Consider the following 24,517-nt stretch of genomic DNA (forward strand, 5'->3'; position numbering starts at 1 on the left):
ACATCGCGCCGGATCGCGTGAGTACCGCGGACGAGATCAGTGGCAGCTTGACTTGGCTTGCATGCTTAACGGGGCGGTCGATGACGCCGCCGCTAAAACCGGTTCGCGGTGGGAACAGCTTCCGACCGACTTATCCGGGTCAGCCCCGCGCCCTCACTCCCGCGCTTCGATGCTGGTCGCGGTCTGCGCAAGGGAATGACTGCCGTTGGTCTGCCTGCCGGCAACAAGCGGACTGGAGACGTCGCTTGCAATCCGGCACGCTCGCGGCGATTTGCCGGTCACGCGCTTGAAAGCGTTGCTGAAGGCGCTCTCCGACGTATAGCCGAGGGAGCGCGCGATGGTCGCGATCGGAGCAGCTTCCTCCCGAAAGGCACGTTCGGCAAGATGCATGCGCCACTCGGTGAGATAGGTCAGCGGCGCGACGCCGGCGACCGTTCTGAACTGGAAGGCGAATGTGGTCCGGGACATGGCACAAGCGCTTGCGAGCTCTTCCAGGTGTCAGGCCCGGGCCGGTTCGGCGTGCATCAGACGCAACGCCGGTGCGAGAATAAAGCGCGCCGACCCCGCCATGATCCTGGTCCCTGTTTAGGGAGAATCTGGCAGCTTGCTCTCGGGACGGGCCGCGGGGGGCAAACGCGGCTTCGCACAGAGGTGGAGGCCCGTCAGCTCGCCAGCCCCGGCGGGCCTCCCCTCACACCGCGCCGGAATGCCCACACAGCCTAAGTTCCTCAAAAGGAACAGCAATTTCTTTCGCGACGAAACACGCCAGAAACAATCCAGTGATTTAGTCGCGCTACCGGGGCTGGCGCATTGTTTCACTTTGATCTTTCACCCGGCATATTTTTGACCATCGCGCGGGCCGTAGCAGTCCACCTGCTACGGCCCTTTTTGCGTCTTCGACGCTCGATTGAACAAACGAGGGTCTTTGGCTTCCCGGCGAATCGGATTCTTATGTCCTCATTTCCGCGGAGAGCATAATGAAAGTCCTTTTTACCAGCAGTGGCACTCCTGTCAGGACTTGCGAGCTTTGCCTGATGCCGATGAAGTTCTTGGGCGAGCACGCCCACTGCAGATTATTCAGATGTGACGATTGCGCGCTGGTGAGCACGGAGCCGGTTGCTATGGCCGCTATCCCTGAAAGTGCACGGTCCTCAAGACGCCCTTCGATGTGGCGTTGAAGCAGTCACTCTCGTTGTCGTGGGGTTGGTGATCTTCTGGAGCTCAATAGTTGGCCGCTTCATGCTGGAAAAGGCCGCCAAAAGCGCGAACACCAGCACATCCACACACACGACAAGCAGTAGCTGCCGCTCGCTCCGCACCGCTAATTGACCTGGAGCGCGACACGTCTCGATAGCTGCATGCCCGCGCTGAAGCCCTATGCCCACGTCCGGCCAATTTGCTGCGATGAGAGTGACTTGCACCACCGCTAAGAAATCCGCTCTCGACCTTTGTTCATAGCGAGGCGTGGGCCATCGGCTTGGCGGATGCGAGCGGCCTGCCCGACTTTGCTCAACCTTGAGAGGTGAGGTTAATCCGAACATCCGCTTGATGCGGGCTCCGCTGCCGGCATGATCGCGGGCACCGGACGAGGCTGGTCTTTACCCCCAGGTCGAAACCCCAAGACCGCAATTTCAATCGTCCGGTACGGGCCGCCAGCGATACCGCCCCAAGTCTGGCGGCCCACCCTCTCGGGAGGATCCCCATTGCCGTTCGAAAATCTCTCCGATCAATTCATCATCCGGATGTACGAAAACGTTCGCGATGAAGCGCGCGCCGACGTCATGTCAGGCGTTCGTCTGCTCGGTGAACCCGCGCGCGAACGGGCGGAGAGGCTCAAACAGGAAATCGAGCGCCGCGGGCTGGTCTGCACACCGATCGATTGGCCGACGGAGGTTTAGAAGGGGCGGCCCCAGCAGGGCGGCTGCCGGGGCCGTTGGGGTCTGCTCCGGTTTCAGGGGGGCGTTGGGGACACCGGAGCACAGGGGCAACTCGCCGAATTGCCACTTGTTCCCGAATCTTGAACGCCGCCAGTTATTTTCTTTGCGCGGCCAGCCAGACCGCGAGGCGCCAAAAATTTGGAGACTCTCCTTTTAAGTGTTCCGCTTATAAATACACGCCCAGAGAACGAAGCAGGACTGATTATTTGCAAGAGATGTTCTTGGCCGGAGAACAACGGGGTCCCGGCATGAAACGGCGCTGTCCGGATTGTCCCTGAATGGAAGCGCTTGCTCAGGCTTGCTTGCCGCGCATGCAGTTGACGACAAACTCTCGCTTTGCGCGACCTTGTCCTTTCATAATTCCCCCCGCACTCGAAAAACCACGTTCGCTGGCGAGCTGCCTGCAGCTGTCCAAGCTTCGGACAAAGCCCTTACGAGACATGCCCTGTTGGGCCTGTACAGCGCCAGCAGTCACAGCCACTGCAATGGAAACAAATAAAATATGCCTGATCATTCCCAGTCTCCTATGTCCAACGAGGAGAGGAATGGCATGAGCCTCCGTCTTGAGGCGGATGTCTCACGCCCACATCAAATCAACTAACGCGAAGCCAACAATTGCCGATTGCTCATCAATTGTAGCACGATGGGCCGCCGGCGTGAACCAGCGGGGCTCCTGAGCTGAAAAACCGAAATTTCGGACGCATGGGATGGGGGTAAGCTCCTGCAAACCCCATCGCGCGTTTCGATCAGCACCACTGCTACCGACACTTTCGCAGCAATCCTCGATCGCGCCTTTGACGCACAAGAACCCGCCAAATTCCGATAGAGCCCCGTAGTCCCCCCGGGATGAACCATCCGCAGCATCCGCCTAAGGTGCCCTCCCTCCCTGGGCATTTTGGCGATGATCGGTACAGCGAAAGACGGCCCGCCCGTTCTGATCTGCTCCAAGTGCAGACGGCCGATGACGTTTCTGGCCACGCTCCCCGCCATCCTCAATCTGCCCGCGGTCCACGCCTTCCAGTGCCGCCCTTGTCTGCGCGTCGACAGCATTCCGCTGGCGTAGGCGAGGAGACGCAGCGTTGTTGTCCACAGCCACGACAGGCAGTAGCTCGGCGTTGTTCCGGCCTACTCGGAATCGATAATTTGACTCCGCGTCGTCAGCGCCATTCTTGGCGGGATGCCTCGTCCGACCAGACGCATCACGCCGACCCGCGCCGACGGTCGGCCCGTCAAGATCACGCTGGGCGAGATGCGCGAGATGGGCGTCCGCCGTGTCCTGGTCTATTGCTGCTGCGGTCACCACATGGCCTTGAGCGCGGATCGCTGGCCGAATGATCTGCGGCTGTCGGACGTGGAGCCTCGCTTGGTCTGCACGGCTTGCGGCAGGCGCGGTGCCGAGCTCAGACCAGACTTCGAGACGGGCAAGCCGCCGCTGGCGGCGATGGACTGTGCGGGACCTGCCCCGCCCATCGCGCAGCCCGCCGGCGGAATTGCCGGCGATGGCTTTCGCAAGAGCCCAGCCCATCCTGCGCGCTGAGCCAGCCCTTCCCGGCCCTGCCAAAAACCCGCTGACAAGGCGCCGCAAACGTGTAGGATTTCACCAAAACCGGAGGAAACGGCATGTTTGAAATCAACGGTTTCGACACGGCGGGCGTCGTCAGCCTCAAGCGGCCTTCACTCGCCGCGGCCCTCAAGAAGGCTCGAGAGCTGGTCGAGGACGGCTGCTGGGACGTTCAGGTCGTTGATCCCACCGGGCGCATCTACACCTCGTTTGAAGAGCAGGCCGCCTAACCGCTCCACTCCTCGCCATCTGGAAAGCCGGCCCCATCAGCTCGCCAGCGCGAGCGGACGATGCAATCGGCTATCCCCCTCGGCCGACATTGGACGAGGCACTGTTCAGCCATCGCTGCGTTGCTTCATCGCTCCAGCCGGGAACTGCGAACTGCACCCGGGGATTCACTTCCGCGCCGGAACGATCGACCGCGGGATAATTCGGGTGATGTGCACGGGCGCGATGCGCTGGCGCGGCACTCGCAGCGGTGCACAGGACGATCATGAGGCCCATGGCCAGGATAGCGCGCATCGCATCAGCTCCTGTCGAACAACCGGGCTGATGTGATGCGCCGGCAGTCCCGCCGCAATCCGACATGGCATCACAGTCCGGCGATGGACGTGCGATCGCGAAACTATTGAGGGCAAGCCTTAGGTCCTGCCCGCCGACGAGGTAACCACGGTGGAAAGGGCGCCTTGATTTTCAGCTTTTGCGATGGCTCTCTTGCCCGCATTTGCAATGGGGGGATTTGGAATGATCTGGTTGCGCGCTCTTGGGTCTTTCGTCTTGCTCCTGCTCGCGGGCAATGCCCTGGCCGCGCCGCCGTCATCATGTGCAAGCAAGTTCATCGGCACCTGGCAGCATGGCAACAGCAACATCGGCACGTTGACGCCGGATGGGCAGGCGCTTTGCACCGGGAATGCTTTCTGCGTCCAGGGCACCTGGACCTGCAGCGGCAACAGCCTGACCTATACCAACAGTGCCGGAACGTACGTCTACACGCTGCAGTCGAACGGCGTGATGACCTACGGCTCGATCGTCGTCACGCGGATCGGCGGCGGCCCGGCTGCGGCACAGCCCGGCAAGCCCGCTCCGCAGTCACCGCCGGCTAAGTTGAAGGTCGAGACATCGACGCCCATTCAAACCGAGTACCGCCCATCCGGCTCGCAGCCGCTCCAACCCGGCAAGAAGATCGCAGGAAATCCACCGCCGCCGGCGGCGAAATCGGCCGATGAAATCTGCGGGTCGGTGGTTGGCTCAGCGCCCACCCAGTGCGCGGACGAGCCGAATGGCAGGAACTGCACGTGCCTGAGCGTGGCCAACAAATGCGGCTACCCCATCACCGTGTTCTACGCGAGGAGCGGGGCTGCCTGTCACGGCAGGTACTGCAGCCATGGCAGCTTCGGCCTGGCCACCGGCGCTTCGGATTCCGGTTCGGCCTGCACCTCGCGCGCCAATCAGTCGATAAGGTATCTCAGCTTCAAGAAGAGGTAGAGCGTTTTCGAGCGAAGTGGACACCGGTTCGCGTGAAGAAAACGCGTCAAAACAAGAATCTAGAGCTTCCGTTCTGATCCAATCAGAACCGAAAATGCTCTAGATTTCGCTGCAGGCCTCTCAGGCCGCGGCGGCGGCCGCACGCGCCAAGGCGCGCTGCGCTTGACCTGCCTTCAGCTCTCCGGCGCGGCCGGCGCGACCGGCACACTCAGCGGAGCGCCGCCAACCGAGACCGGCCCCACGGGCTTGGAATCCCGAACCATCCGCTTGCGCATCGCCGCCGACAGTCCATAGCGCGCATGCGCCCTTCGGATGGACGACGTGACGTCCGGCATCATCGTTGTCTGCAGTGCGTCGATCTTCGCCATCAACGTGGAGAGCTGCGAGGAGATCTTCCTCACATCGACCCGCTCGTCCGTGATGCTCTGTCGCAGCGACAGCAGCAGCATTGAATCCTGCTGCAGCAGGACCGAGTTCTGATCCGCTGCCTGATTGTTCTGCTGCAGCAACGCGGTGTGTTGCTGCTGGGCGGCCTGAATGTCCTTCAACGCGGCGACAACGGGATCCGGCTTTGGCTCGGACGCCCCCTGGCGCGGAAGCAGCTCGGCCAGTCGGCTGATACTCAGCGACGAAAAATCAGATGGCGATGTATAGATCGCCGCCGCGCCGTTGATGGCCAGGGCACACAGCGAGAAGGCCAGGATCGATTTCCGGCTGGACCGCTTGATCGGCTCCGGAGCTTCGGGAATTTCGGGTTCGTGCGTTGCTGCGGCGGCTGCAAGTGCTGCGGCGTCGAGCTCTTCGGCGAAGCTTGCTGTTTCCAAAGTCGTGGTCACGTGCAGGGACCTCAATGAGCAACAGGAAGCCGCCCCTGGAACGTCCTCGCGACGAGTCCTTGTACGCAGCACCCAACTCCAACTGTCCAAAATTGTGAGCATTTTGAATTAATTCCACGTTAGCGGCGGGACCATCCTATGGGCCCGGTCACCCCGGCCGACTACGGGGGTCGTCGCAAGTGGAAGCGCTTCTCCCGTGGCCATCCTTCGAGACGCCCGCCGCTGGCGGGCCCTGAGGATAAGGGCCGGCTGCGCGGCACCGGTGCCGAGCCGGACCTAGCTCAACACGCGGAAGACGGATTTTCCGAAGCTGGCAGAATACCCCCGTTTTGCCCGACGGAGCAAACGCGCCCACCAGCCGAATTCAAAACGTCTTGTCCCAGCGCCACTTAGCTACTGTGCATGGGGTTGTTTTCGCATTTTCGAATGGCCGCCCTAGCCTTCGTCCAGCAGCTCGAACAACTCCTCCACCCGCTCGAACGGGGCGTCCTGCATCTTGGCGTGATAGACCACGCGATCGCCGTCGCGTTGCAGTGACTTGCCGCGCGACTTGCGCAGGCGTCCGGGCAGGAAGGTTGCGGCCGCAGCTTCGGGGCCGACGTCGAGGCGGATGATGCCTCTTCGCTTGCATTCGAGCCTGAGCCTGGCTGCGGCAAAGAAGTCGCGCGCGACCTTCGGCAGCGGGCCGAAGCGGCGGGCGGGTTCCTCCTCGAGGTCTTCGAGGTCGTCCTCGTCGGTGCATCTTGCGGCGCGCGCATAGAGCTCGAGCCGCACCGGCTCGGACTGCACATAGGTCTCGGGCAGCATGTCGCCAACCGGCAGGGTCAGGTCCGGCACCCACACCGCCTGCCCCTCGTCGAGCTTCTCCGAAGCCATCTTCAGGAGGTGGCTGTAGAGCACGGGCCCGAACACCTGGACGTGGCCGGATTGCTGCTCCGAGAACAGATCGCCCGCGCCTCTGAGGTCGAGGTCGCGCTCGCTGATGGCAAAGCCCGCGCCGGGCCGGCTGAACTCCTCCAGCACGGCCAGCCGCTTCTCGGATTGTCCGGACTCGGTCTCGGTCAGGAGATGGGCGTAGGCGCGGATGCCGCCGCGGCCGACGCGCCCGCGCAGCTGGTGCAGCTGGGCAAGGCCGAACTTCTCCGGCCAGCACACCACGATGGTGTTGGCGCGGGGAATGTCGAGGCCGCTCTCGACGATGTTGGTCGCAAGCAGGACGTCGGCCCTGCCCTCGACGAAGCTCATCATGCGGTCGTCGATTTCGTCCGCCGCCAGCCTGCCGTGCAGGCAGACGATGCGCAGGTCCGGCGCCACGGCCTGCACCCGCGCCAGCATCGGATCGAGATCCTGGATGCGCGGACAGATCAGGAAGCTCTGGCCGTGGCGGCGCTGCTCGCGCAGCAGCGCCGAGGCAATCGCCGCGTCCGACAGCGGCGCGATCCGGGTTGCGACCGGCAGCCGGTGCACCGGCGGCGAGGCGATCACGCTGAGGTCGCGGAAGCCGGCAAGGCCCGCGGCGAGCGTCCGCGGGATCGGCGTCGCGCTCATCATCAGCACATGGACGTTCTTGGCAAGGCCGGACAGCTTTGCCTTCTCGGCCGCGCCAAAATGCTGCTCTTCGTCGATGATGACGAGGCCGAGATCGTCGAACCTGACGTCCTTGGCCGTGAGCGCCTGGGTGCCGATCACGACCTTGGTCCGGCCGCTGCGCAGGCCGTCCTTCGTCTCCCGCAGCTCCGCGCCCGAGGTTGCCCGCGACAGGCTGCCGACCTCGATGCCGAACGGCGCAAACCGCTTCTGGAACGTTGCGACATGCTGCCGGGCCAGCACCGTCGTCGGCACCGCGATCGCCACCTGCTTGCCCGACAGCACCACGGCGGCCGCCGCGCGCAGCGCCACCTCGGTTTTGCCAAAGCCGACGTCGCCGCAGACCACCCGATCCATCGGATGACCGGAGGCGAGATCGTCCAGCACGTCGCGGATCGCCTTGGCCTGGTCGATCGTGGTGAAATAAGGGAAGCGCGCCACGAACTTCTCGTAGGTCGATCCCGGCGGAACCAGCTTTTCGCCGCGCCGCTTGCGGCGCTGGCTGATGTGCTTGGCCAGCGCCTTGCCGGCGACCTGGATCTCGCGCTCGGCCTCGGTGCGGCGCGCCCACCATGTGCTGCCGTCCGCCTTGTCGAGCGAGAGCCTGCCGAGCTCGGCGGCGTAGGGCCACATCAAGGCGAGATCAGTCGGCGGGACCAGCACCGCGTTGTCGCCGGCGAACTTCAGGCGGATCATCTCGCGCAGCGCGCCGCCGCCGGTGTTCACGGTCTGCAAGCCATCGAGCACGCCGAGGCCGCGCTGGAGATGGATCACCACCGTGCCCTGCTCGGGCACATCGGGATGGTCGAAGGCCGCGCTCCAGGCGCGCGCCATCGGCTGGGCATGATGCGCCCGGCTGCCGAGCACGTCGGAGGCCGTCACGACGACGAGAGGCTTCTTCCCTGGCACGACGAAGCCCGCATCGAGATCGGCCAGCAGCGCCGCCTCGCCGTTCCGACCGCTCGTTGCCTCGTCCCAGTCTGCGCAGCGCTGCGCCTTGAGGCCGCTCATCCGCTCCATCACACGCAGATCGTCCTCCTGCGCCGCGACGAGGATCAGCCGCGATCCGGCCCGGCGTGTGTCCTCGACGAAAGCGCGCAGCGCCTTCCTGGCAGATGTCAGCTTCGAAAACTCCGGGACGGTCTGGAAGGACGAAGCGCGCGGCAGCACCTTCATGCCCTTGGAAAGCTGCTTCCAGTCGCGCCGGCCGAGATATTCGCGCTCGCGCTCCGCGCGCGGAGCGGCCTCCTCGATCGTATCGATCCAGCCCTCGGCATGCGCCGGGACCCCCGCATCGGCGATCCATTTGGCGCGCCCGCAATAGTCGAACAGGCTGGCGCGCTTGCCGCGTTGGCCGGCAAGGCCAAGCCGCTCCGACATGGGATCGACGAGCAGCTCTTTGGTCTCGAAGATGATCCTGTGCTCGTTCGGGTCAAACGCCACGATCCGTTTGATCGCGCGATCCGAATGCTCGATCCGGAACGGGCCCAGGGCGCCGGCCGGAAATATCTCGAAGGTCTGGCCATGGAACAGCACCCCGCCCGGATAATCAGGCTCGTCGCCGAGATCGTATCCGAGAGCTTCGAGGCGCGTCTCAAGGTCCCGCTCGGAGAACGTGCCCCCCACCTTCAGGCTCACGCTCAGGCGCGACAGGCTCGCCGGCAGCGGCAGCCGCTCCATCACGGCTTCCGCCGTCGAGACGAGAAACAGCGGCTTCTTGGATTTTGCGATGCGTCTCAGGACCGAGGCTCTGCGCCCCGCGAGCTCGTGCGAGGGCTCGAGCTGGTCGAACGGCAGGGGGTTCAAGCGCGGAAACACCAGGACCTCGCAAGCGGGATCGAGCGCGTGAATGACGCTGCCGAGCCGCTCCGCCCTGTTCTCGTTCTCGGCGAGAAAGACGATGCCGCTGCGTCCGGACTGTTTCCATTGCGCCAGCAGATGCAGCGCCAGCACCCCGAGCGGGGACGAAGACGAGATCGTGGCGCGCTGCGCCGCTTTGCTTGTCCTTGGCGACCTCTTGCCCGGCAACGCCCTGCTTGTCGACGTCCTGTTCGGCAACGTCTTCTTCGGCGACCTCTTGGCCACCCGCGCCTTCTTGGTAAGCCTCACTTGAATCCGTTTCTGGTCGTAAACCGTCGTCAACTGAACGCCAGCCGCCCGCAATCCGATTCGGCGACTTCGCGCCATGCATATGGGATTTGCCCCGTGAACGCACGCCTGGCGGCAACGTTCGGCGCGACGCCGCGATCCCGACGCGTGGGTCGGAACTGGCACGGCGCGGGATCTGCGTCGGTCGATGCGACGCCCGGCGCGATTGTAGACGGTCTGCGCACAGGAAGACACGAAAAACCCCAGCGCTTGGAGCCACGCTGGGGCGTTTCGAGCTAAATGAATTGGTCAAGCAATGATGTCTTCATAGCAGCGATGTCAGCGCAGGCGTGTGAACTGGTTCACACCTCCGCCAAACAAACGACCTCAGTGCGGGGAGCCCTGAGGTCGCCAACCTTTGTGGGGAAGGTTTTCTCGCGGCCCGCGGCTTTGGGGGCTTGGGGTTGGGCCGAGAGCAAGGATTCGACGCCGGCCAGGCGCAGTCGTTCCAAAGCCGTCGGCCGAAAGGTGCGCCGGGGTGGCCCGAACGGTCCATCCGCCAATCAGGCCGGAGCAGGATACCGCGCTCGCGATTGAGCGCGCACCCGCTGCGCGCTAGGATGCGCACTTTTTAGGAGGCTCATTTGAAACCATTCATTTTCATCGCTGCCATCGCACTGCTTGCGATCGCTCCCGCCCGCTCGCAGGCGCTGGTCGATCCCAGCAAGGTTGCTCCGGAATATCGCGAGGCGGCTGAGAAGCGCCGGGCCGAGCAGTTGCGCCAGCGCGAATGCGCGCTGAAGGCGGATCTCGAGAAGGTGCTGCCCAGAGATCGCACTGCCTTCCTCAACCACTGCCTGGATGCGATGGCGGCCAAGCAATAACGCTCGGCAACTGTTCGAACCGGATTCCTCCGCCGCCGGCCGATGGCGCTTGGCCGCGCCCGTTCTTGCGACAACCACTGCCAAGCCATTCAAGCTTTCTTCAGACACTTGGGATCAGCTGAAGTTCCATATTCAAAGTCATTGTCGTCCACGCATGAGTTCGGTCCAGATTCAGTGCACGCGGTGCAAGAACGTGTTTCGCGATCGCGCTGGGCGGTTGCAGGACGGCTATTCCAGGCAATGTCCGAGTTGCGAAGTGGTGCTGTTCTTCGCCGAGGATTCCCAACATCCTTTCATCAAGCGCGCGATGCGCAATGCGCGCAAGGCTCGCAAGGAGATGCGGGAGGCCATGGTCGCGAAGCTCGCTGCACCCGAACCGCGCACGGGGCAATCGAGGAGATTTGCCGGGCGGGCGCGATCGGGGGAACGCGAGGGCTAGCTCACCTGCGCTTTTGCTTCCTCGGAAACAGGCGGTCGCGGATGTAGCGCGAGGTCGGGGTCAGGCGGATGCCGCGCGGCTTCTGCCAGGCGGCGCGGTCGATCTCCTTCTTGTCGCCAATTGCCAGCCTGCCCTTGGCTGTCTTGGCAATGAAGATCGCATCGCTCATCTTGCGGCCGGAGCGCTTGTTCCTCGCCTTCACTTCCTTCCAGAGACTGATCCTGCCGAGCTTCAGCTTGGGCAGCTCCTCCCTGATCTCGCGCCGCAGGCAGTCCTTTGCGGACTCGCGCCCACGCTTGCGGCCGCCAGGAAACATCCACAGGCCGTCCGACCGGCGTCTGACCAACAATACCTTGCCGCGCCTTGCGGCAACCAGCTTGGAAGACTTCGCCATTGCTGCCGTCATTGAAACAGAATCGTTCCAATCGTAACTTGTCTAGTCGGATAGACAAGTTCGCGGCCTTGCCTGATCACAGGCCGCGGGCCGCCGGGACCTGGCGCAACACCGCCGGCGGATCGCACCGCTCGCGGCGGCGAGCTCAGTCCTTGCCCGTCCCTGCCCGGTCCTCGGTCCTGATCCAAGCCATCATCATCTCCCAGGCAACCGACAGGATGATCGGGCCGATGAACAGGCCGACGATGCCGTGGGCAAGCGTGCCGCCGATCACGCCGACGAAGATCACGATGGTCGGCGTCGTCAGTCCACGTCCCATCACGAGCGGCTTCAACATGGTGTCGATGAAACCAACCAGGACGAGAAACACGGTGAGCAGCAGTGCCGTGGTGAGGTCCTTGGCGGTCCAGATCCAGATGATCACCGGCAGCAGCACGAGGAAGGCACCGATCTGCACGATCGAGAGCAGCAGCACTATAAAGGCGAGAAGACCGGCGCTCGGCACAGCGGCGAGCTTGAAGCCGATGCCGGCGAGCAGCGCCTGCACGATCGCAACGCCGATCACGCCCTGCGCCACGGCGCGAATGGTCGCGCCTGCGAGCGACAGGAAATGCTCGCTCTGCTCGGGCACGATGCGAAACAGGAAGCTGCGGCCGGCCGCGACCAGCCGCGGCCCGTGTGGGAACAGGAAGCCGGCCACGAACACCGAAACCAGAAACTGCAGCGTGCCGACGCCGGCATCGCCCGCGAGCGAAAGCAGCGGGCCCGCCAGCGGCTGGAGATACGGCGCCACCTCACGCACCACCGCGCGAACGTTATTGTAGGCCTGATCCCAGAGCTCGTAGAGCCAGGGGCCGACGAGCGGCCAGGACTTGATCTGCTCGGGCGCAGCCTGAAGCGCCAGATCGCCGGTGCCGAGCTGATGTGCCAGCTCGCGCACGCCGTCCACCGCGCTGATGCCGAGCCAGGTCGCCGGGCCGATGACGATGCCGAGCGTGACCATGGTCAGGATCGCTGCTGCGGTCTTGGGCCGGCCACCGATGGCTTTGGCGACCCAGCTGAAGGCCGGGTAGAACGCAACCGCGAGCACGCCGCTCCAGGCCAGGATCGGCACGAACGGGCGGATGATCAGGAAGGTCCAGATGATCAGCAGGGCGAGCAGACCGAGCCGGATCACGAGCTGGATGACGTCCTCTCCCGTCAGGAGCTGACGGAGACTTTTCACGGGCACGACCTTCCTTGCGGCATCGACGCGGGTTCCGGCACTTGCACGGCTAGGCCGTTATTGCCAGCCGCGCATCCGCCGTCAAGACGACCGGCCTCCCTCACAAGGACGCACCAGCCGCCGGATTAGGAACGTATCGATCGAAAAACCATTCCGTTGCGATGCCGCACAACCCCAGAGAGCCCGACCAGCATGCAGGGACACACCGCGGCGTTCACTTTTCGCTCAAACGGAACGCGGCGCCGGGCTATTGGCGCTACGCCTACACGATCCACGACAAGGTCCGCTCCGGACGGGTCCAGGGCCGGTTGCCATTGCTGGCGATCCGGCGCGTGCAAATGCGCATCGACCGGGACATGCGAAACAGCGACTGATCCAGGTCCAACGGCCGCGCCGATCGCGCACGGCCTGCGGTTGCGGCCGGGCTTGGCTAACGCGCGTTAACCGGATTCCCGTGCGTCAATTTACGCCGCCGCAAACGCCCGTGCGTACCGTGGATCGGGGTCACCAAAAAGCATTCCGTGCAATGGCCAATAGCATCTGGACGATCGAAGAATTCACCTGCAGCGGTTGCAGCATGAACTACACCGCGACCAGGGAGGAGCATAGCGAAACCCATTCCGGCTGCTTCAAGTGCACCATCTGCAGCAGCGTGGTGCACAGCTGGTCCGGCAAGCATCACTTTTTCGGCTGGCAGGCGGTGAAGACCAAGCCGGCGGTGTTCGGACGGCGCTGGGCCGGCGCCGGCTGGTAGGCTGAGGCAACGGCGCCTCCGCTCCCGTCATTGCAGCCTGCGTGAACTGCGGCTTCTGCTACTCTGCGGCACCGGTTAGATTGCCCTCCCCGCAACCGACGCCGAAGCCAATGACCGCCCCATTCGTTCCCCAGATCGCCCTCTACCGCAATTGGCTCGCCGCGCAGCGCGGTCTCTCCTTCGCCGATTACGAGGAGATGCGGCAATGGTCGGTGCGTGATCTCGACGGTTTCTGGCGCAGCATCTGGGACTATCACGATCTGCAATCGCCGACGCCGTTCCAGGCCGTGCTCACCGAGCGCAAGATGCCAGGCGCGGTCTGGTTTCCGGGCGCACAAGTCAACTATGCCCGCCAGGTCTTCCGGCATGTCGAAGCGGCCGATGCCGCCGGCCTGCCTGCGATCGTCAGCAGCGGCGAGGACGGCAGGATCACGGAGACGAGCTGGCGCGAGCTGCGCCGCAAGGCGGCGGCACTGGCACTGCACCTGAAAGACATAGGCATCAAGCCGGGCGACCGCGTCGCGGCCTATCTGCCCAATATTCCCGAGACCATCATCGCGTTTCTCGCAAGCGTCAGCATCGGCGCGGTCTGGAGCGTCTGTGCGCCCGACATGGCCGCCCCCGCCGTGATCGACCGCTTCAAGCAGATCGAGCCGAAGGTGCTGATCGCCTGCGACGCCGTCACCTATGCCGGCCGGCGGCACGATCGGCGCGATGTGGTGGCCGAACTGCGGCGATCGCTGCCGACCGTCGCGCATGTCATCCTGCACGGTGAGGCCGGCGCGGATGCTGCGTCCGATGCCTTGCTCTCCGAGATCACGGCGCGAACCGGCGATGCGATCGACAGGTTCGAGCCGATGTGGCTGCCGTTCGATCACCCGCTCTGGATCGTCTATTCCAGCGGCACCACCGGCCTGCCGAAACCGATCGTGCACGGGCATGGCGGCATCGTCATCGTGGTGCTGGCACTGCTCGGGCTGCACAACGACATCGGCTGCTCCTATCACCCGAACTCGTTCGGCGAGAGATATCATTGGTACTCGTCGACCGGCTGGATCATGTGGAATTCGCAAGTCGGCGGTCTGCTCGGCGGCACCACCTGCTGCATCTTCGATGGCAGCCCCGGCGGCAGCAAGGACAAGCCGGACTGGTCCACGCTGTGGCGCTTCGTCGCGCGGTCGAAGGCGACCTTCTTCGGCGCAGGCGCGGCGTTCTTCGCCAACTGCGCCAAGGCCGAGGTCGACCTCGCCGCCGCCGGCAATCTGTCGCGGCTGCGCTGCCTCGGCTCGACCGGCTCCCCCCTCAGCGCCGACACACAAGCCTGGTTCAACGACCGCTTCGCGGCGCTGTCGAAGACGAACGGCAGCAAGGCGCAGGCCGACATCTGGTGGGCGAACATCTCCGGCGGCACCGATTTCGCAGGCGCCTTCATCGGCGGCAATCGCGAGCTGCCGCAGACGCCCGGCGCAATGCAGTGCCGCCTGCTCGGCGCGGCCGTCGAAGCCTTCAGCGAGCAGGGCCGCGCAGTCACCGGCGAGGTCGGCGAGCTCGTCTGCACCGAACCGATGCCGTCGATGCCGCTCTACTTCTGGAACGACAAGGACGGCACGCGCTATCGTGCCAGCTATTTCGAGACCTATCCGGACAATTTTGACGGCAGCGGCCGCGGCCCAGTGTGGCGGCACGGCGACTGGCTCAAGGTCAATCCGGATGGTTCCTGCATCATCTACGGCCGCAGCGATGCCACCATCAACCGCCACGGCCTGCGCATGGGCACCAGCGAGCTCTATTCCGCGATCGAGGCGCTGCCGGAGGTGCTCGATTCCCTCGTCGTCGATCTCGAATATCTCGGTCGCGACAGCTACATGCCGCTGTTCGTGGTGCTGCGCGAGGGCGTGGCGCTCGACGGCGCGATGCAGGCCAAGATCAACAAGGCGATCGAGGCCGGCCTGTCGCGCCGCTTTTTGCCGAACGAGATCTTCGCCGTTGCCGAGATCCCGCGCACACTCTCCGGCAAGAAGCAGGAGCTGCCGATCAAGAAGCTCTTGCTCGGCCATCCCGTCGAGAAGGTGATCAACAAGGAGGCTATGGCCAATCCCGCCTGCCTCGACTGGTATCTCGCCTTTGCGCGCGACTATCTGGCGCGGACCGCGGCGTGACGGGAAATCGTCCCAATTGCGTCAATGCCGTTTGGATTCCGTTCACCGATCGCCGCTAGATCAGGACGGATCCTTCGCGCCGAACCCGCAATCATGGCCGACCTCAACGCCGTCCTCACCAGGCTCAACGACCGCCTGCTCCGCCTCGAAGGCGAGTTGTTCGTGCTGCGCTCGCTGGCGCGCGCGACGCTGACGGCGGGCGATGATCATGCGGCGCGCATGCGCAAGCTCGTCGAAGCCGCCAAGGTCGCCCTCGACGACGAGGCCAAGCGGCCCCTCGACAAGCCAACACGCAAATATGTCGATGCGGCCACCGCGCTGGTGGAAGAGCTTCTGGTCGAGCCGACTCCGGCGCGGCCCCTGTTCACGGTGATCGACGGCGGCCGGCGCGATTGAACGACAGGCACGCCCACCGGGCGATCAGCTTGCGCCCGTGCAGGACGGGCGCGTGTGCGCTGTTCGGGTAGCTGCGACAATGGATCCCCAGGGCCCGAGGCTCCGCTAGATCGGCGTGGAATTCTCAGCCTTGAGCCGGGCTAGGCCTGCCTCGATGATGGCGATCTCCTCGTCGATCTGGCCGATCGGCAGGCTGAAATCATAGCCGGTCCTGCTCTTCAGATCGACCGCGAGCCGCTGCCTGTGCATCATAAGCTCGTCAAGGCCGCGCCGGTTCTTCAGTCGGACATAGCTGTCGACGATCTGCTCAATCGCGCGCGGCATGAAATCTGGTCCCGGCGGAAAAGACCGCGCCGACGCACCCGACGCCGGCGGGACATTTCGGTGTCACGGTACGCAATACAAATCCGCGACGGATTCGTCGATACGCCAAGCTGGTTGAGATCGTGTTACCATGGGATGATTTCCGCGACGCACTGCATGAAAAGGCCGCTGACGATTGGGTCAGCGGCCAAAACCGGGTTCGAAAACGGATGCGGGTTGAAATGTCGCCAGCCCCGGTCGGCACCTTCTTATCAGCCCACCAAGGTTACCTCTGTTTAAAACGAAACACAGGAACCGGCTTATCGGCCGCCTGCCAGGCGGACCGTGCCGCGCGGCAACGCCAGTCGGCGACGCAGAAGGACGCGCACGGCAACCTGCGATGGGCGTTGTCGCGGTAGTACGGCCGGTAGGCGTAGCCGCGATAGAGCACCGGCCGCTCCTCGCCGGAAGAGGCGCGATGATAGAAACTGGTCACCTGCCCCCGCGCGCGTGGCGTTCGTCGCGCCCGGCGCCGCGGCGCATTGTTGATAACCCAGGCAAACGCTGCGCGGGTGGTGACAGGGCGTCCGGACGTGTTATCGGGGGATAACGCAGTTGCGAGACCGGATCGGACACCCATGCGCATTACCCTCGTCGGCTCCCGCCATTTCGGCGTGACCACCCTGAACATGCTCCGGGAGCACAGCGTCTCGGTCGTCCGGGTCGTGGTGGCCGATGCCGAGGATCGCCTCGCCGCGACTGCCAAGGCGGCCGGCATCGAGGTCGTGGTGCAGGCCAATCCGAAGCTGGTGGTGGCCTCCGAGATTGCCCCCGATACCGATCTGATCATCACGGCGCACAGCCACGCCCGAATCGGCAAGGACGCGCTCGCCGCCGCCAAGCTTGGCGGGATCGGCTATCATCCCTCGCTGCTGCCGCGCCATCGCGGCAAGGCCGCCGTGGAATGGACCATCAAGGAAGGCGATCCGATCGCCGGCGGCACGATCTACCATCTCGCCGACCGCATGGACGCCGGCGCCATCGCCGCCCAGGATTGGTGCTTCGTCAAGAAAGGCGAGACGGCGCGGGAGCTCTGGGAGCGCGCGCTGGCGCCGCTTGGCCTCAAGCTGCTGGCCGACGTGATCGACTACGCCAAAGTCCACAAGGCGCTACCCGCCAAGATTCAGGACGAGCAGTTCGCGACCTCTGCGCCGAGCCTCTCGTAAAGCCCCGCTCCTCATGTTTACCCTTAACGTGAGGCCGCATTGAATCTGCTTCGAAAATTGTATCCGGAAACGCAAATAAACCATTGTTTCCACAGGAACAATTTTCGATTTGGCATTGCAACAAATTTCCGTCACATTTCGTCCGAATAAGCGTCAGAATATCAGACACATTCAAGGACGGAATTTATGCGTTTTGATCGCATTGCGGTGTTTTGTGCCGCTTCAGTTTTCGCCGGCACCCTCGCCGCTCCCGCCTTCGCCCAGAGCCCTTATGACGGCAATTGGCAGGTCACGATCGTGACCAAGAGCGGCTCCTGCGAGCCGACCGCGAGCTCCATGCTGACGGTTGCCGACGGCAGGATCACTGCCCCTGGCGCTAACGTTTCCGGCACCATCGGTAGTGGGGGACTTGTGAAAGTTTCGATCAATGGTGCATATGCCAACGGTCAACTCAACGGCAACGCCGGATCGGGGAAGTGGAATGGAGCATCTGCAGGCATACCGTGCAGCGGGCGGTGGGAAGCATCGCGCCAATAAACCAAACGCGGCTCGCGCCTGGAGCCGGCGGCTGCTGATCGCGGCCGCCGTTTTGTTTGCGGCGGGAATCGCCAGCTCCGAAAGCAAGGCGCAATCGGGCCCGTTCGGCCCGATGGCGGGCAGCTGGAGCGGCAGCGGCACTGTCACCCTGGACGACGGCTCGACCGAACGAATCCGCTGCCGGGCCAAATACGCCCCGATCGGGCCCACCATGGAGATGTCGCTGACCTGCGCCAGCGACGCCTACAAGTTCAACCTCGCGGCCAGTGTCAGGGCTGAGGGCAGCGCCATCACCGGCAGCTGGTCCGAGGCCAGCCGCAACATCTCCGGCTCGCTCCAGGGCCGCGGCGGCGGCGGGAATTTCGAAGTGGTCGCCTCCGCCGCCGGTTTCAACGCCAACATCGGGCTGCGGACGAGCGGAAACAAGCAGACCGTCACGATGCGCGCCGACAGCCAGTTCCGCGGCGCCAACATCTCGATGTCGCGCTAAGCCATTACGGCCATACGGCAAGCGATCCGGCGACCTCGCCGGATCGCTTTTTTACGCGTCCGGGACGAACGCGGTGACCTCGATCTCGACCTTGGCCCGCTCGTCCACGAGGCCGCCGATATAGAGCAGCGTCGACGGCGGGAAATTGCGTCCGAGCGTTTCCTTCCACGCCGCGCCGATGCCGGCGCCGGCCGCCTCGTATTCGCTGCGGCTGGTCAGGTACCAGGTCAGACGGACGATGTGCTCCGGACCTGCGCCGGCCTCCCCGAGAAGCTTGATGATCCGCTTCAGCGCGGCTGCGACCTGCGCCGCCATGTCGGGTGCGTAGTTGCCGGCCTCGTCGCCGCCGGTCTGGCCGGCCAGGACTACCCAGCGCCCCGGTCCCTCGACCACGACGCCATGAGAAAAGCCACGCGGTTTCTTCCATTCGGCCGGCTGCAAGATTTGCATGAGCGAAGCTCTCCCGATTTTCTCGTTGTTCGATGATGCCTAAAGCGCAATGAGATTTAGATGAATCGTGATCGCGCTGTAGATGATTGTTTGCGCACGATCTTTCCGGAAAACCGCTTCGCACTTTTCCGGATCATGCTGTAGCACGACACGCCGCATCGCTGCATCCGCAGATTTGGCCGTTGCAAACGGCAACGATGTCGCCGATACCGGCCGTCCCTCCATATTCGGTCCTCCAGCAATTCCCGCCAATGAGCACGACACCGTCCAAAACGATGGCTGCGCTGTGGATGACCGGCTGGCTGTCGCTCATGCTGGTCATGGCGGTGGCCGGACGTGAGACCACACGCGAGCTCAACGTCTTCGAGATCATGGAGATCCGTTCGCTGGCGGGCTTCGTCCTGCTGGCGCCGATCATCTATCGCGCCGGCGGCTTCAGGATGCTCAGGACATCGCGCCTGCAACACCACGTCGCGCGCAACCTCGTGCACTATGTTGCCCAGCTCGGCTGGTTCTTTGCGCTGACGCTGATTCCGATCGGCCAAGTCGTAGCGATCGAGTTCACCATGCCGATCTGGACCGCGATCCTCGCGGCGAGTTTCCTCTCCGAGCGCATAACGCCGTGGAAGATCGCCGCCATCGTGCTCGGCCTCGTCGGCGTGATCGTGATCGTGCGGCCGGCCACTGGCGAGATCAATCCGGGCCAGCTCATCGCGCTCGGGGCCGCGATGGGATTTGGCGTGTCGATGGCGCTGGTGAAATCGCTGACCCGCACGGAAAGCGCGCTATCGATCCTGTTCTGGATGCTGGTGGTGCAGTCGGTCGCAGGCTTCGTGCCGACGCTGCTGGTCTGGACCTGGCCGTCGGCCTATGCCTGGGCCTGGGTCGGCGTGATCGCCGTCTGCGGCACCTTCTCACACTACTGCCTCGCAAGCGCGATGCGCTATGCCGATGCGACGATCGTGGTTCCCATGGACTTCCTGCGGGTTCCATTGACTGCGATTGCCGGCTGGCTGCTCTACGCCGAGCGCCTCGACGGCTGGACCGTGCTGGGCGCGGCGCTGATCCTGTGCGGCAATCTCTTGAATCTGAAGCCTGCGCCGGCGGTTCCTGCCCGCGCGCAGTGAACCTTCCGCCGCCTTGCGCGACAAAACGAAGTGGCCGTGTGATTTGGATCACGTTGGGAAATGATTCCACCGTGCACATTCGGCCACACAGCAGCGGGTTGAACGCGCGGACTGCCGTTTTGGTGGCACGAAGTCGGGCACTTCGTGTAGGTTCGTTGCCAATTTGTTGCTGCCTGCAATTCGATTCTGGGGATTTCAGAATGCGCTATCTCACCCTCCTCGCTTCGCTGATGTGCGTGGCGCTGTCGGTCGGTGCCGCGAAGGCTGACCGCCGCGTCGCCTTTGTTGTCGGCAACGGCTCCTACAAAAACGTCGCGCAACTGCCGAACCCGCCGATCGACGCCAAGGCGATGGCCTCGACGCTGCGCAATGTAGGCTTCGAGGTGATCGAAGGCTCCAATCTCAGCCGCGACCAGATGACCGAGAAGCTGCTCGACTTCGGCCGCAAGGCGCAGGGCTCCGATATCGCGCTGTTCTATTATGCCGGCCACGGCATCGCCGTGAGCGGCACCAACTACCTCCTGCCCGTCGACGCCGACATCAAGTCGGAGATGGACGTCAAGTTAGGGGCCGCCATCAACATCGACCTGACGCTCGAGCAGACCATGGGCGATGCCAAGGTCAAGCTCGTCTTCCTCGATGCATGCCGAGACAATCCGTTCGCCGCCAAGATCAAGTCGAACTCGGCGACCCGCAGCGTCAACGTCCAGAGCGGCCTCGCCGAGATGAAGTCCGGCGAAGGCACGCTGATCGCGTTCGCCACCGGCCCCGGCCAGACCGCGCTCGACGGCCAGGAGGGCAACAACAGCCCGTTTACGCGCGCCCTGATCGACAACATCACCAAGCCCGGCGTCGAGATCCAGCAGGCGATGACGGCGGTGCGCGCTCAGGTCAATGAAGAGACGCGCAAGGGCCAGCTGCCCTGGGGCCACACCAACCTGACGGGCTCCGTCTATCTCAATCAGGCTCCGACCGCCCAGGTCGCCAACGCGGCTCCGACCGCGTCCGGCGTCGTGCCGGCGGCGGCCGGAAGCTCGGACGGTGTCGAGCTCGAATACTGGCGCTCGGTGAAGGAGTCCAACAAGCCTGAGGAACTCAACGCCTATCTCTCCGCCTATCCGAATGGTCAGTTCAAGGCGCTGGCACTGGCACGCCTCGCGGCGATCAAGAGCGGCCCCTCGACTGCGACCCGCACGCTGAACGCCGGCGTCGATCCCGCAACCTTCACCGACGAGGCCACCCAGCTCACCGAGGACCAGATCGGCCTCGACAAGACCCAGCGGCGCGATGTGCAGCGCCGCCTCACCGGCCTTGGCTTCGACACCAAGCAGACCGGCGTGTTCAGCGAGGAGACCCGGGCCGTGCTGAAGCGCTGGCAGGCCGCGCGTGGTTACCCCTCATCGGGTTACCTCAACAAGCACCAGCACAAGGCCCTGCTCTCGGAGATCGTGGCTGCCCCGGCGACCGCGAGCGACAGCAGCCAGAAGGCCGCCCGGCGCGCCTCCAGCACCCCGGCTCAGAGCAGCGCGCCGGCTCCGGCGCCCCAGCGCAGCAGCCCGGGCGACGCGGCCGGTGCGGCCTTCGTCGGCGGTGTCGTCGGCGGCATGATGGGCGGCATGTTCCGCCGCTGAGGCAGAACGTACGTACGTTTCAAAATCAAAAGCCCGGCTCACGCCGGGCTTTTTCGTTTGTGGTCCTCATGGTGAGGAGGCACGAAGCGCCGTCTCGAACCATGAAGGCCTCGATCAGCGGGGCCTTCCATCCTTCGAGACGCTTGCTGCGCAAGCTCCTCACGATGAGGAGTCCACACCGCCTGATGAAAGGATGCCTACTTCCCCGCCGCCTTCCGTAGCGCCTCGTTGATGCGGTCCTGCCAGCCAGCGCCGCCCTCCTGGAAGAACTGGAGCACGTCCTGGTCAATGCGCAGCGTGACCTGTTCCTTGATGCCGGGAACGGCATTCTGTTTCGGCGGCGCCGCGGCGACCTTGGCGGTCACCTTCTTGAACGCCGCCTCGGCCTCCGTCCTGGCATCGCCAAGCGTGCGCGGCCGTCTCGGTTGATCCGCCATGTGCTAGATTCCTTCAAACAGAGCCGTCGAAAGATAGCGCTCGGAGAAGGACGGCACGATTGCGAGGATGGTCTTTCCCGCAGCTTCCGGCCGCTTGCCGATCTGAAGCGCGGCCGCGATCGCAGCCCCCGAGGAGATGCCTCCAGGAATCCCCTCATGCCGCGCCAGCGCGCGCGAGGTCTCGATCGCCGTCGTCGAGTTGATCTTCACGATCTCGTCGATCACGGCACGGTCGAGGATGTCAGGAACGAAGCCGGCGCCGATGCCCTGAATTTTGTGCGGCGTGTGCTGTCCCCCTGACAGCACCGGACTCTCCTCCGGCTCCACCGCAACCACGCGCAGCGAGGCTTTGCGCGGCTTGAGCACCTGGCCGACGCCGGTGATGGTGCCGCCGGTCCCGACGCCGGCCACGAAGAAATCGATATTGCCGCCAGTGTCGTTCCAGATCTCCTCCGCGGTGGTGCGGCGGTGCACCTCGGGATTGGCGAGATTCTTGAACTGCTGCGGCATCACCGCGTTCGGGGTCGTCTTCAACAGCTCCTCGGCGGCGGCGATCGCGCCCTTCATGCCTTGCGCCGCCGGCGTCAGCACCAGCTCGGCGCCGAGAAAGGCCAGCATCTTGCGCCGCTCGATCGACATCGATTCCGGCATCACCAGCTTGAGGCGATAGCCACGGGACGCCGCCACGAAGGCGAGCGCGATGCCGGTATTGCCGGAGGTCGGCTCGATCAGCACGGTGTCGGGCTTGACGATGCCGGCCTTTTCCATCGCGACGATCATGGCCGCGCCGATGCGGTCCTTCACGCTTGCAGCCGGATTGAAATATTCAAGTTTTGCCAAAATGGTCGCATTCACGCCGTGCATGCCGGGAAGCCGGCGCAAGCGCACGATCGGCGTGTTGCCGAAGGCCTCGACGATCGAGTCATAGATCCGGCCGCGGCCGGGTTGGTGCGCTGCACCCGTGTTGGACGATGCGTCCATGTTGAACTCCCTCTGGCGAATTTGCAGTTCTATCGCGACCCTTGCGCAGTTACAGACAGCTTGCGGCAGCACGCAAGCGACAATGCGACACATGTTAAATACGCTGCATCGCAAAATCACGTGAATGACAAATATCAGAAAACCAACGCATTTGTGTTGCGACCTCGTCAACTGCTTCTGCTTATGTTAGACTTACGTCTCAAAGCAGGGAGGTCACCACGATGTCAGCAGTTGCTGAAGTGTTGTCGACCGTCGCGCCGAACCGTGATCCGCGTTGCAGCGAGTTGCCCACCTGTCCCGTTTGCGCCGACTCCATGGTCGCCGCCGAAGCGTCCGCCTACGTCTCGGACCACATGATCAGCTATCTCTGGACCTGCGACAATTGCGGCTATGGCTTCGTGACCAAGCACGCCGTGAAGCCACGCTTCACTTGCAACTGACCTAGTGCGGGGCGATGTCGCCCCTCGCCCAGTCCGCGCGCGTACGCTGATAGAACTCGTCGAATTTTCCCTGTGCGATCGCGTCTCTGATGCCCTGCATCAGGAACTGATAGTAAGCGATATTGATTTCGGACAGCAGCATCGCGCCCAGCGTCTCGCCCGCCTTGACGAGATGGTGCAGATAGGCGCGCGCGTAGCTCCGCGTCGACGGCCACGAGCTCTCCTCGTCGAGCGGACGCGGATCGTCGGCGTGTCGTGCGTTGCGCAAATTCACCTGGCCGAAGCGCGTGAAGGCGACGCCGTGCCGGCCATTGCGCGTCGGCATCACGCAGTCGAACATGTCGATGCCGCGCTTCACGGCCTCGAGAATGTCGTCGGGCGTGCCGACGCCCATCAGATAGCGCGGGCGCTCCGTCGGCAGCAGCGGCACGGTCTCGTCGATCATCGCCAGCATCACCTCCTGCGGCTCGCCGACGGCAAGGCCGCCGATCGCATAACCGTGGAAGCCGGTCGCGACCAGGCCTGTGGCGCTCGCATGACGAAGCTCGGGCACGTCGCCGCCCTGCACGATGCCGAACAGCATGTAGCCGGCGGGAGCGCTCTCGAAGGCGCGCTTCGAGCGCTCGGCCCAGCGCAGCGACAATTGCATCGCGCGCTCGATATCGGCCCGCTCGGCCGGCAGCCGCACGCATTCGTCCATCTGCATGGCAATGTCGGAGCCGAGCAGGCGCTGCACCTCGATCGAGCGCTCCGGCGACAGCTCGACCTTGGCGCCGTCGATATGCGACCGGAAGGTGACGGCGTTCTCCGTGACCTTGCGCAGGTCCGCCAGCGACATCACCTGGAAGCCACCGGAATCCGTCAGCATCGGGCCGTTCCAGCCGGTGAACTTCTGCAAGCCGCCGAGCGCTGCGATCCGCTCGGCGCTCGGACGCAACATCAGATGATAGGTGTTGCCGAGCACGATGTCGGCGCCGGCGTCGCGCACCTCGCGCCAGTGCATGCCCTTCATGGCGCCGGCGGTGCCGACCGGCATGAACGCCGGGGTACGCACTACGCCATGCGGTGTGGTCAGGCGGCCGGTGCGCGCGGCGCCGTCGGTGGCGAGCAGCTCGAAGTGATTGGGTAGATCATTGTCGGGATTCATGGC

Annotated in this window: 26 protein-coding genes and 1 pseudogene; 15 read left to right on the forward strand and 12 right to left on the reverse strand. The window is 64.2% G+C overall.

Going from position 1 to position 24,517, the window contains the following annotated elements; all coding sequences use genetic code 11:
- Positions 1 to 153: 153 nt before the first annotated feature.
- Positions 154 to 546, reverse strand: a pseudogene (locus X268_RS15855) (helix-turn-helix transcriptional regulator); the annotation flags it as partial.
- A gap of 1,157 nt (positions 547 to 1,703) precedes the next feature.
- On the opposite strand from X268_RS15855, the gene X268_RS15860 reads away from it, so the two are divergent.
- Positions 1,704 to 1,898 carry a hypothetical protein gene (locus X268_RS15860; RefSeq protein WP_128925815.1) on the forward strand — a complete coding sequence of 65 codons (195 nt, stop codon included), beginning with the start codon at positions 1,704 to 1,706 and terminating at the stop codon, positions 1,896 to 1,898.
- 331 nt (positions 1,899 to 2,229) lie between these two features.
- On the opposite strand, the gene X268_RS15865 is transcribed toward X268_RS15860, so the two are convergent.
- Positions 2,230 to 2,451, reverse strand: a complete 222-nt coding sequence (locus X268_RS15865) for a hypothetical protein (RefSeq protein ID WP_128925816.1) — start codon at positions 2,449 to 2,451, stop codon at positions 2,230 to 2,232.
- A gap of 663 nt (positions 2,452 to 3,114) precedes the next feature.
- Between X268_RS15865 and X268_RS15870 the strand changes: the two genes are divergently transcribed.
- The 3 genes from X268_RS15870 (at position 3,115) to X268_RS15880 (ending at position 4,983) form a co-directional block, all read left to right on the forward strand.
- Entirely contained in the window at positions 3,115 to 3,474 is a 360-nt protein-coding gene (locus X268_RS15870; RefSeq protein ID WP_347341913.1) for a hypothetical protein, read from the forward strand.
- Between the two features lie 83 nt (positions 3,475 to 3,557).
- Positions 3,558 to 3,728, forward strand: a complete 171-nt coding sequence (locus X268_RS39480) for a hypothetical protein (protein ID WP_164937761.1) — start codon at positions 3,558 to 3,560, stop codon at positions 3,726 to 3,728.
- Between the two features lie 514 nt (positions 3,729 to 4,242).
- Positions 4,243 to 4,983 (forward strand): hypothetical protein, encoded by a 741-nt coding sequence (locus tag X268_RS15880; RefSeq protein WP_128925818.1) that lies wholly within the window; start codon positions 4,243 to 4,245, stop codon positions 4,981 to 4,983.
- A gap of 173 nt (positions 4,984 to 5,156) precedes the next feature.
- Here X268_RS15880 and X268_RS15885 read toward each other — a convergent pair whose 3' ends face one another.
- Positions 5,157 to 5,825 carry a hypothetical protein gene (locus tag X268_RS15885; RefSeq protein ID WP_164938134.1) on the reverse strand — a complete coding sequence of 223 codons (669 nt, stop codon included), beginning with the start codon at positions 5,823 to 5,825 and terminating at the stop codon, positions 5,157 to 5,159.
- Positions 5,826 to 6,254: 429 nt separating this feature from the next.
- Positions 6,255 to 9,359 carry a DEAD/DEAH box helicase gene (locus X268_RS15890; protein WP_164938135.1) on the reverse strand — a complete coding sequence of 1,035 codons (3,105 nt, stop codon included), beginning with the start codon at positions 9,357 to 9,359 and terminating at the stop codon, positions 6,255 to 6,257.
- Positions 9,360 to 10,138: 779 nt separating this feature from the next.
- Between X268_RS15890 and X268_RS15895 the strand changes: the two genes are divergently transcribed.
- A complete protein-coding gene (locus X268_RS15895; protein ID WP_128925820.1) occupies positions 10,139 to 10,378 on the forward strand; it encodes a hypothetical protein in 240 nt (79 codons plus the stop codon).
- 49 nt (positions 10,379 to 10,427) lie between these two features.
- Positions 10,428 to 10,817, forward strand: coding sequence for a hypothetical protein (locus X268_RS15900; RefSeq protein WP_430648367.1), 390 nt, complete (start codon positions 10,428 to 10,430; stop codon positions 10,815 to 10,817).
- Position 10,818: 1 nt separating this feature from the next.
- Here X268_RS15900 and X268_RS15905 read toward each other — a convergent pair whose 3' ends face one another.
- Together X268_RS15905 and X268_RS15910 are read right to left on the reverse strand one after the other, a co-directional pair.
- Entirely contained in the window at positions 10,819 to 11,211 is a 393-nt protein-coding gene (locus X268_RS15905) for an NUDIX hydrolase (protein ID WP_128925821.1), read from the reverse strand.
- Positions 11,212 to 11,356: 145 nt separating this feature from the next.
- The gene (locus X268_RS15910) at positions 11,357 to 12,442 is read right to left on the reverse strand and encodes an AI-2E family transporter (RefSeq protein ID WP_128925822.1); all 1,086 of its coding nucleotides are present in this window, start codon (positions 12,440 to 12,442) and stop codon (positions 11,357 to 11,359) included.
- A 520-nt stretch (positions 12,443 to 12,962) separates the two neighbouring features.
- Here X268_RS15910 and X268_RS15920 point away from each other — a divergent pair.
- The 3 genes from X268_RS15920 (at position 12,963) to X268_RS15930 (ending at position 15,745) form a co-directional block, all read left to right on the forward strand.
- A complete protein-coding gene (locus X268_RS15920) occupies positions 12,963 to 13,190 on the forward strand; it encodes a hypothetical protein (protein ID WP_128925824.1) in 228 nt (75 codons plus the stop codon).
- A gap of 110 nt (positions 13,191 to 13,300) precedes the next feature.
- The gene (locus X268_RS15925; RefSeq protein WP_128925825.1) at positions 13,301 to 15,349 is read left to right on the forward strand and encodes an acetoacetate--CoA ligase; all 2,049 of its coding nucleotides are present in this window, start codon (positions 13,301 to 13,303) and stop codon (positions 15,347 to 15,349) included.
- A gap of 93 nt (positions 15,350 to 15,442) precedes the next feature.
- The gene (locus X268_RS15930; RefSeq protein ID WP_027575377.1) at positions 15,443 to 15,745 is read left to right on the forward strand and encodes a hypothetical protein; all 303 of its coding nucleotides are present in this window, start codon (positions 15,443 to 15,445) and stop codon (positions 15,743 to 15,745) included.
- Between the two features lie 105 nt (positions 15,746 to 15,850).
- Here the strand turns inward: X268_RS15930 and X268_RS15935 are convergent, their stop codons facing one another.
- Positions 15,851 to 16,069: a hypothetical protein gene (locus tag X268_RS15935; RefSeq protein ID WP_128925826.1), complete on the reverse strand. Its 219-nt coding sequence runs from the start codon at positions 16,067 to 16,069 to the stop codon at positions 15,851 to 15,853.
- A gap of 265 nt (positions 16,070 to 16,334) precedes the next feature.
- Entirely contained in the window at positions 16,335 to 16,544 is a 210-nt protein-coding gene (locus tag X268_RS15940; protein WP_128925827.1) for a hypothetical protein, read from the reverse strand.
- Positions 16,545 to 16,686: 142 nt separating this feature from the next.
- Here X268_RS15940 and X268_RS15945 point away from each other — a divergent pair, with 142 nt between their 5' ends.
- The 3 genes from X268_RS15945 (at position 16,687) to X268_RS15955 (ending at position 18,301) form a co-directional block, all read left to right on the forward strand.
- Entirely contained in the window at positions 16,687 to 17,274 is a 588-nt protein-coding gene (locus X268_RS15945; RefSeq protein ID WP_128925828.1) for a formyltransferase family protein, read from the forward strand.
- Between the two features lie 186 nt (positions 17,275 to 17,460).
- Positions 17,461 to 17,811, forward strand: a complete 351-nt coding sequence (locus X268_RS15950; RefSeq protein WP_128925829.1) for a hypothetical protein — start codon at positions 17,461 to 17,463, stop codon at positions 17,809 to 17,811.
- On the forward strand, positions 17,756 to 18,301 hold the full coding sequence (locus X268_RS15955; RefSeq protein ID WP_164937762.1) for a hypothetical protein: 546 nt from the start codon (positions 17,756 to 17,758) through the stop codon (positions 18,299 to 18,301). Before X268_RS15950 ends, X268_RS15955 begins: the two co-directional genes overlap by 56 nt.
- Before the next feature lie 51 nt (positions 18,302 to 18,352).
- Here the strand turns inward: X268_RS15955 and X268_RS15960 are convergent, their stop codons facing one another.
- Positions 18,353 to 18,751, reverse strand: a complete 399-nt coding sequence (locus X268_RS15960; protein ID WP_128925831.1) for a RidA family protein — start codon at positions 18,749 to 18,751, stop codon at positions 18,353 to 18,355.
- 251 nt (positions 18,752 to 19,002) lie between these two features.
- Between X268_RS15960 and X268_RS15965 the strand changes: the two genes are divergently transcribed.
- Together X268_RS15965 and X268_RS15970 are read left to right on the forward strand one after the other, a co-directional pair.
- Complete coding sequence (locus X268_RS15965; protein ID WP_128925832.1) at positions 19,003 to 19,878, forward strand: DMT family transporter; 876 nt, start codon at positions 19,003 to 19,005, stop codon at positions 19,876 to 19,878.
- Positions 19,879 to 20,078: 200 nt separating this feature from the next.
- Positions 20,079 to 21,509, forward strand: coding sequence for a caspase family protein (locus X268_RS15970; protein ID WP_128925833.1), 1,431 nt, complete (start codon positions 20,079 to 20,081; stop codon positions 21,507 to 21,509).
- A gap of 197 nt (positions 21,510 to 21,706) precedes the next feature.
- Here the strand turns inward: X268_RS15970 and X268_RS15975 are convergent, their stop codons facing one another.
- Positions 21,707 to 21,946: a BrnA antitoxin family protein gene (locus X268_RS15975; protein WP_128925834.1), complete on the reverse strand. Its 240-nt coding sequence runs from the start codon at positions 21,944 to 21,946 to the stop codon at positions 21,707 to 21,709.
- Between the two features lie 3 nt (positions 21,947 to 21,949).
- Positions 21,950 to 22,927, reverse strand: coding sequence for a cysteine synthase A (gene cysK / locus X268_RS15980; RefSeq protein WP_128925835.1), 978 nt, complete (start codon positions 22,925 to 22,927; stop codon positions 21,950 to 21,952).
- Positions 22,928 to 23,148: 221 nt separating this feature from the next.
- Between cysK and X268_RS15985 the strand changes: the two genes are divergently transcribed.
- A complete protein-coding gene (locus tag X268_RS15985) occupies positions 23,149 to 23,367 on the forward strand; it encodes a hypothetical protein (RefSeq protein WP_128925836.1) in 219 nt (72 codons plus the stop codon).
- Between the two features lies 1 nt (position 23,368).
- Here the strand turns inward: X268_RS15985 and tgt are convergent, their stop codons facing one another.
- Entirely contained in the window at positions 23,369 to 24,514 is a 1,146-nt protein-coding gene (gene tgt, locus X268_RS15990; RefSeq protein WP_128925837.1) for a tRNA guanosine(34) transglycosylase Tgt, read from the reverse strand.
- Positions 24,515 to 24,517 lie beyond the last annotated feature (3 nt).

Origin of the sequence: Bradyrhizobium guangxiense, assembly GCF_004114915.1 — a bacterium.
Classification (GTDB): domain Bacteria; phylum Pseudomonadota; class Alphaproteobacteria; order Rhizobiales; family Xanthobacteraceae; genus Bradyrhizobium; species Bradyrhizobium guangxiense.

Bases quoted from the DNA above. Each gene is read 5' to 3' on its own strand.
- X268_RS15935 (WP_128925826.1), bottom strand. From the start codon at position 16,069: ATGCCGCGCGCGATTGAGCAGATCGTCGACAGCTATGTCCGACTGAAG.
- X268_RS15930 (WP_027575377.1), top strand. From the start codon at position 15,443: ATGGCCGACCTCAACGCCGTCCTCACCAGGCTCAACGACCGCCTGCTC.
- X268_RS15945 (WP_128925828.1), top strand. From the start codon at position 16,687: ATGCGCATTACCCTCGTCGGCTCCCGCCATTTCGGCGTGACCACCCTG.
- X268_RS15970 (WP_128925833.1), top strand. From the start codon at position 20,079: ATGCGCTATCTCACCCTCCTCGCTTCGCTGATGTGCGTGGCGCTGTCG.
- X268_RS15950 (WP_128925829.1), top strand. From the start codon at position 17,461: ATGCGTTTTGATCGCATTGCGGTGTTTTGTGCCGCTTCAGTTTTCGCC.
- X268_RS15955 (WP_164937762.1), top strand. From the start codon at position 17,756: ATGGAGCATCTGCAGGCATACCGTGCAGCGGGCGGTGGGAAGCATCGC.
- X268_RS15870 (WP_347341913.1), top strand. From the start codon at position 3,115: ATGCCTCGTCCGACCAGACGCATCACGCCGACCCGCGCCGACGGTCGG.
- X268_RS15905 (WP_128925821.1), bottom strand. From the start codon at position 11,211: ATGGCGAAGTCTTCCAAGCTGGTTGCCGCAAGGCGCGGCAAGGTATTG.
- X268_RS15920 (WP_128925824.1), top strand. From the start codon at position 12,963: ATGGCCAATAGCATCTGGACGATCGAAGAATTCACCTGCAGCGGTTGC.
- cysK (WP_128925835.1), bottom strand. From the start codon at position 22,927: ATGGACGCATCGTCCAACACGGGTGCAGCGCACCAACCCGGCCGCGGC.
- X268_RS15925 (WP_128925825.1), top strand. From the start codon at position 13,301: ATGACCGCCCCATTCGTTCCCCAGATCGCCCTCTACCGCAATTGGCTC.
- X268_RS15985 (WP_128925836.1), top strand. From the start codon at position 23,149: ATGTCAGCAGTTGCTGAAGTGTTGTCGACCGTCGCGCCGAACCGTGAT.
- X268_RS15975 (WP_128925834.1), bottom strand. From the start codon at position 21,946: ATGGCGGATCAACCGAGACGGCCGCGCACGCTTGGCGATGCCAGGACG.
- X268_RS15880 (WP_128925818.1), top strand. From the start codon at position 4,243: ATGATCTGGTTGCGCGCTCTTGGGTCTTTCGTCTTGCTCCTGCTCGCG.
- X268_RS15965 (WP_128925832.1), top strand. From the start codon at position 19,003: ATGAGCACGACACCGTCCAAAACGATGGCTGCGCTGTGGATGACCGGC.
- X268_RS15865 (WP_128925816.1), bottom strand. From the start codon at position 2,451: ATGATCAGGCATATTTTATTTGTTTCCATTGCAGTGGCTGTGACTGCT.
- X268_RS15960 (WP_128925831.1), bottom strand. From the start codon at position 18,751: ATGCAAATCTTGCAGCCGGCCGAATGGAAGAAACCGCGTGGCTTTTCT.
- X268_RS39480 (WP_164937761.1), top strand. From the start codon at position 3,558: ATGTTTGAAATCAACGGTTTCGACACGGCGGGCGTCGTCAGCCTCAAG.
- tgt (WP_128925837.1), bottom strand. From the start codon at position 24,514: ATGAATCCCGACAATGATCTACCCAATCACTTCGAGCTGCTCGCCACC.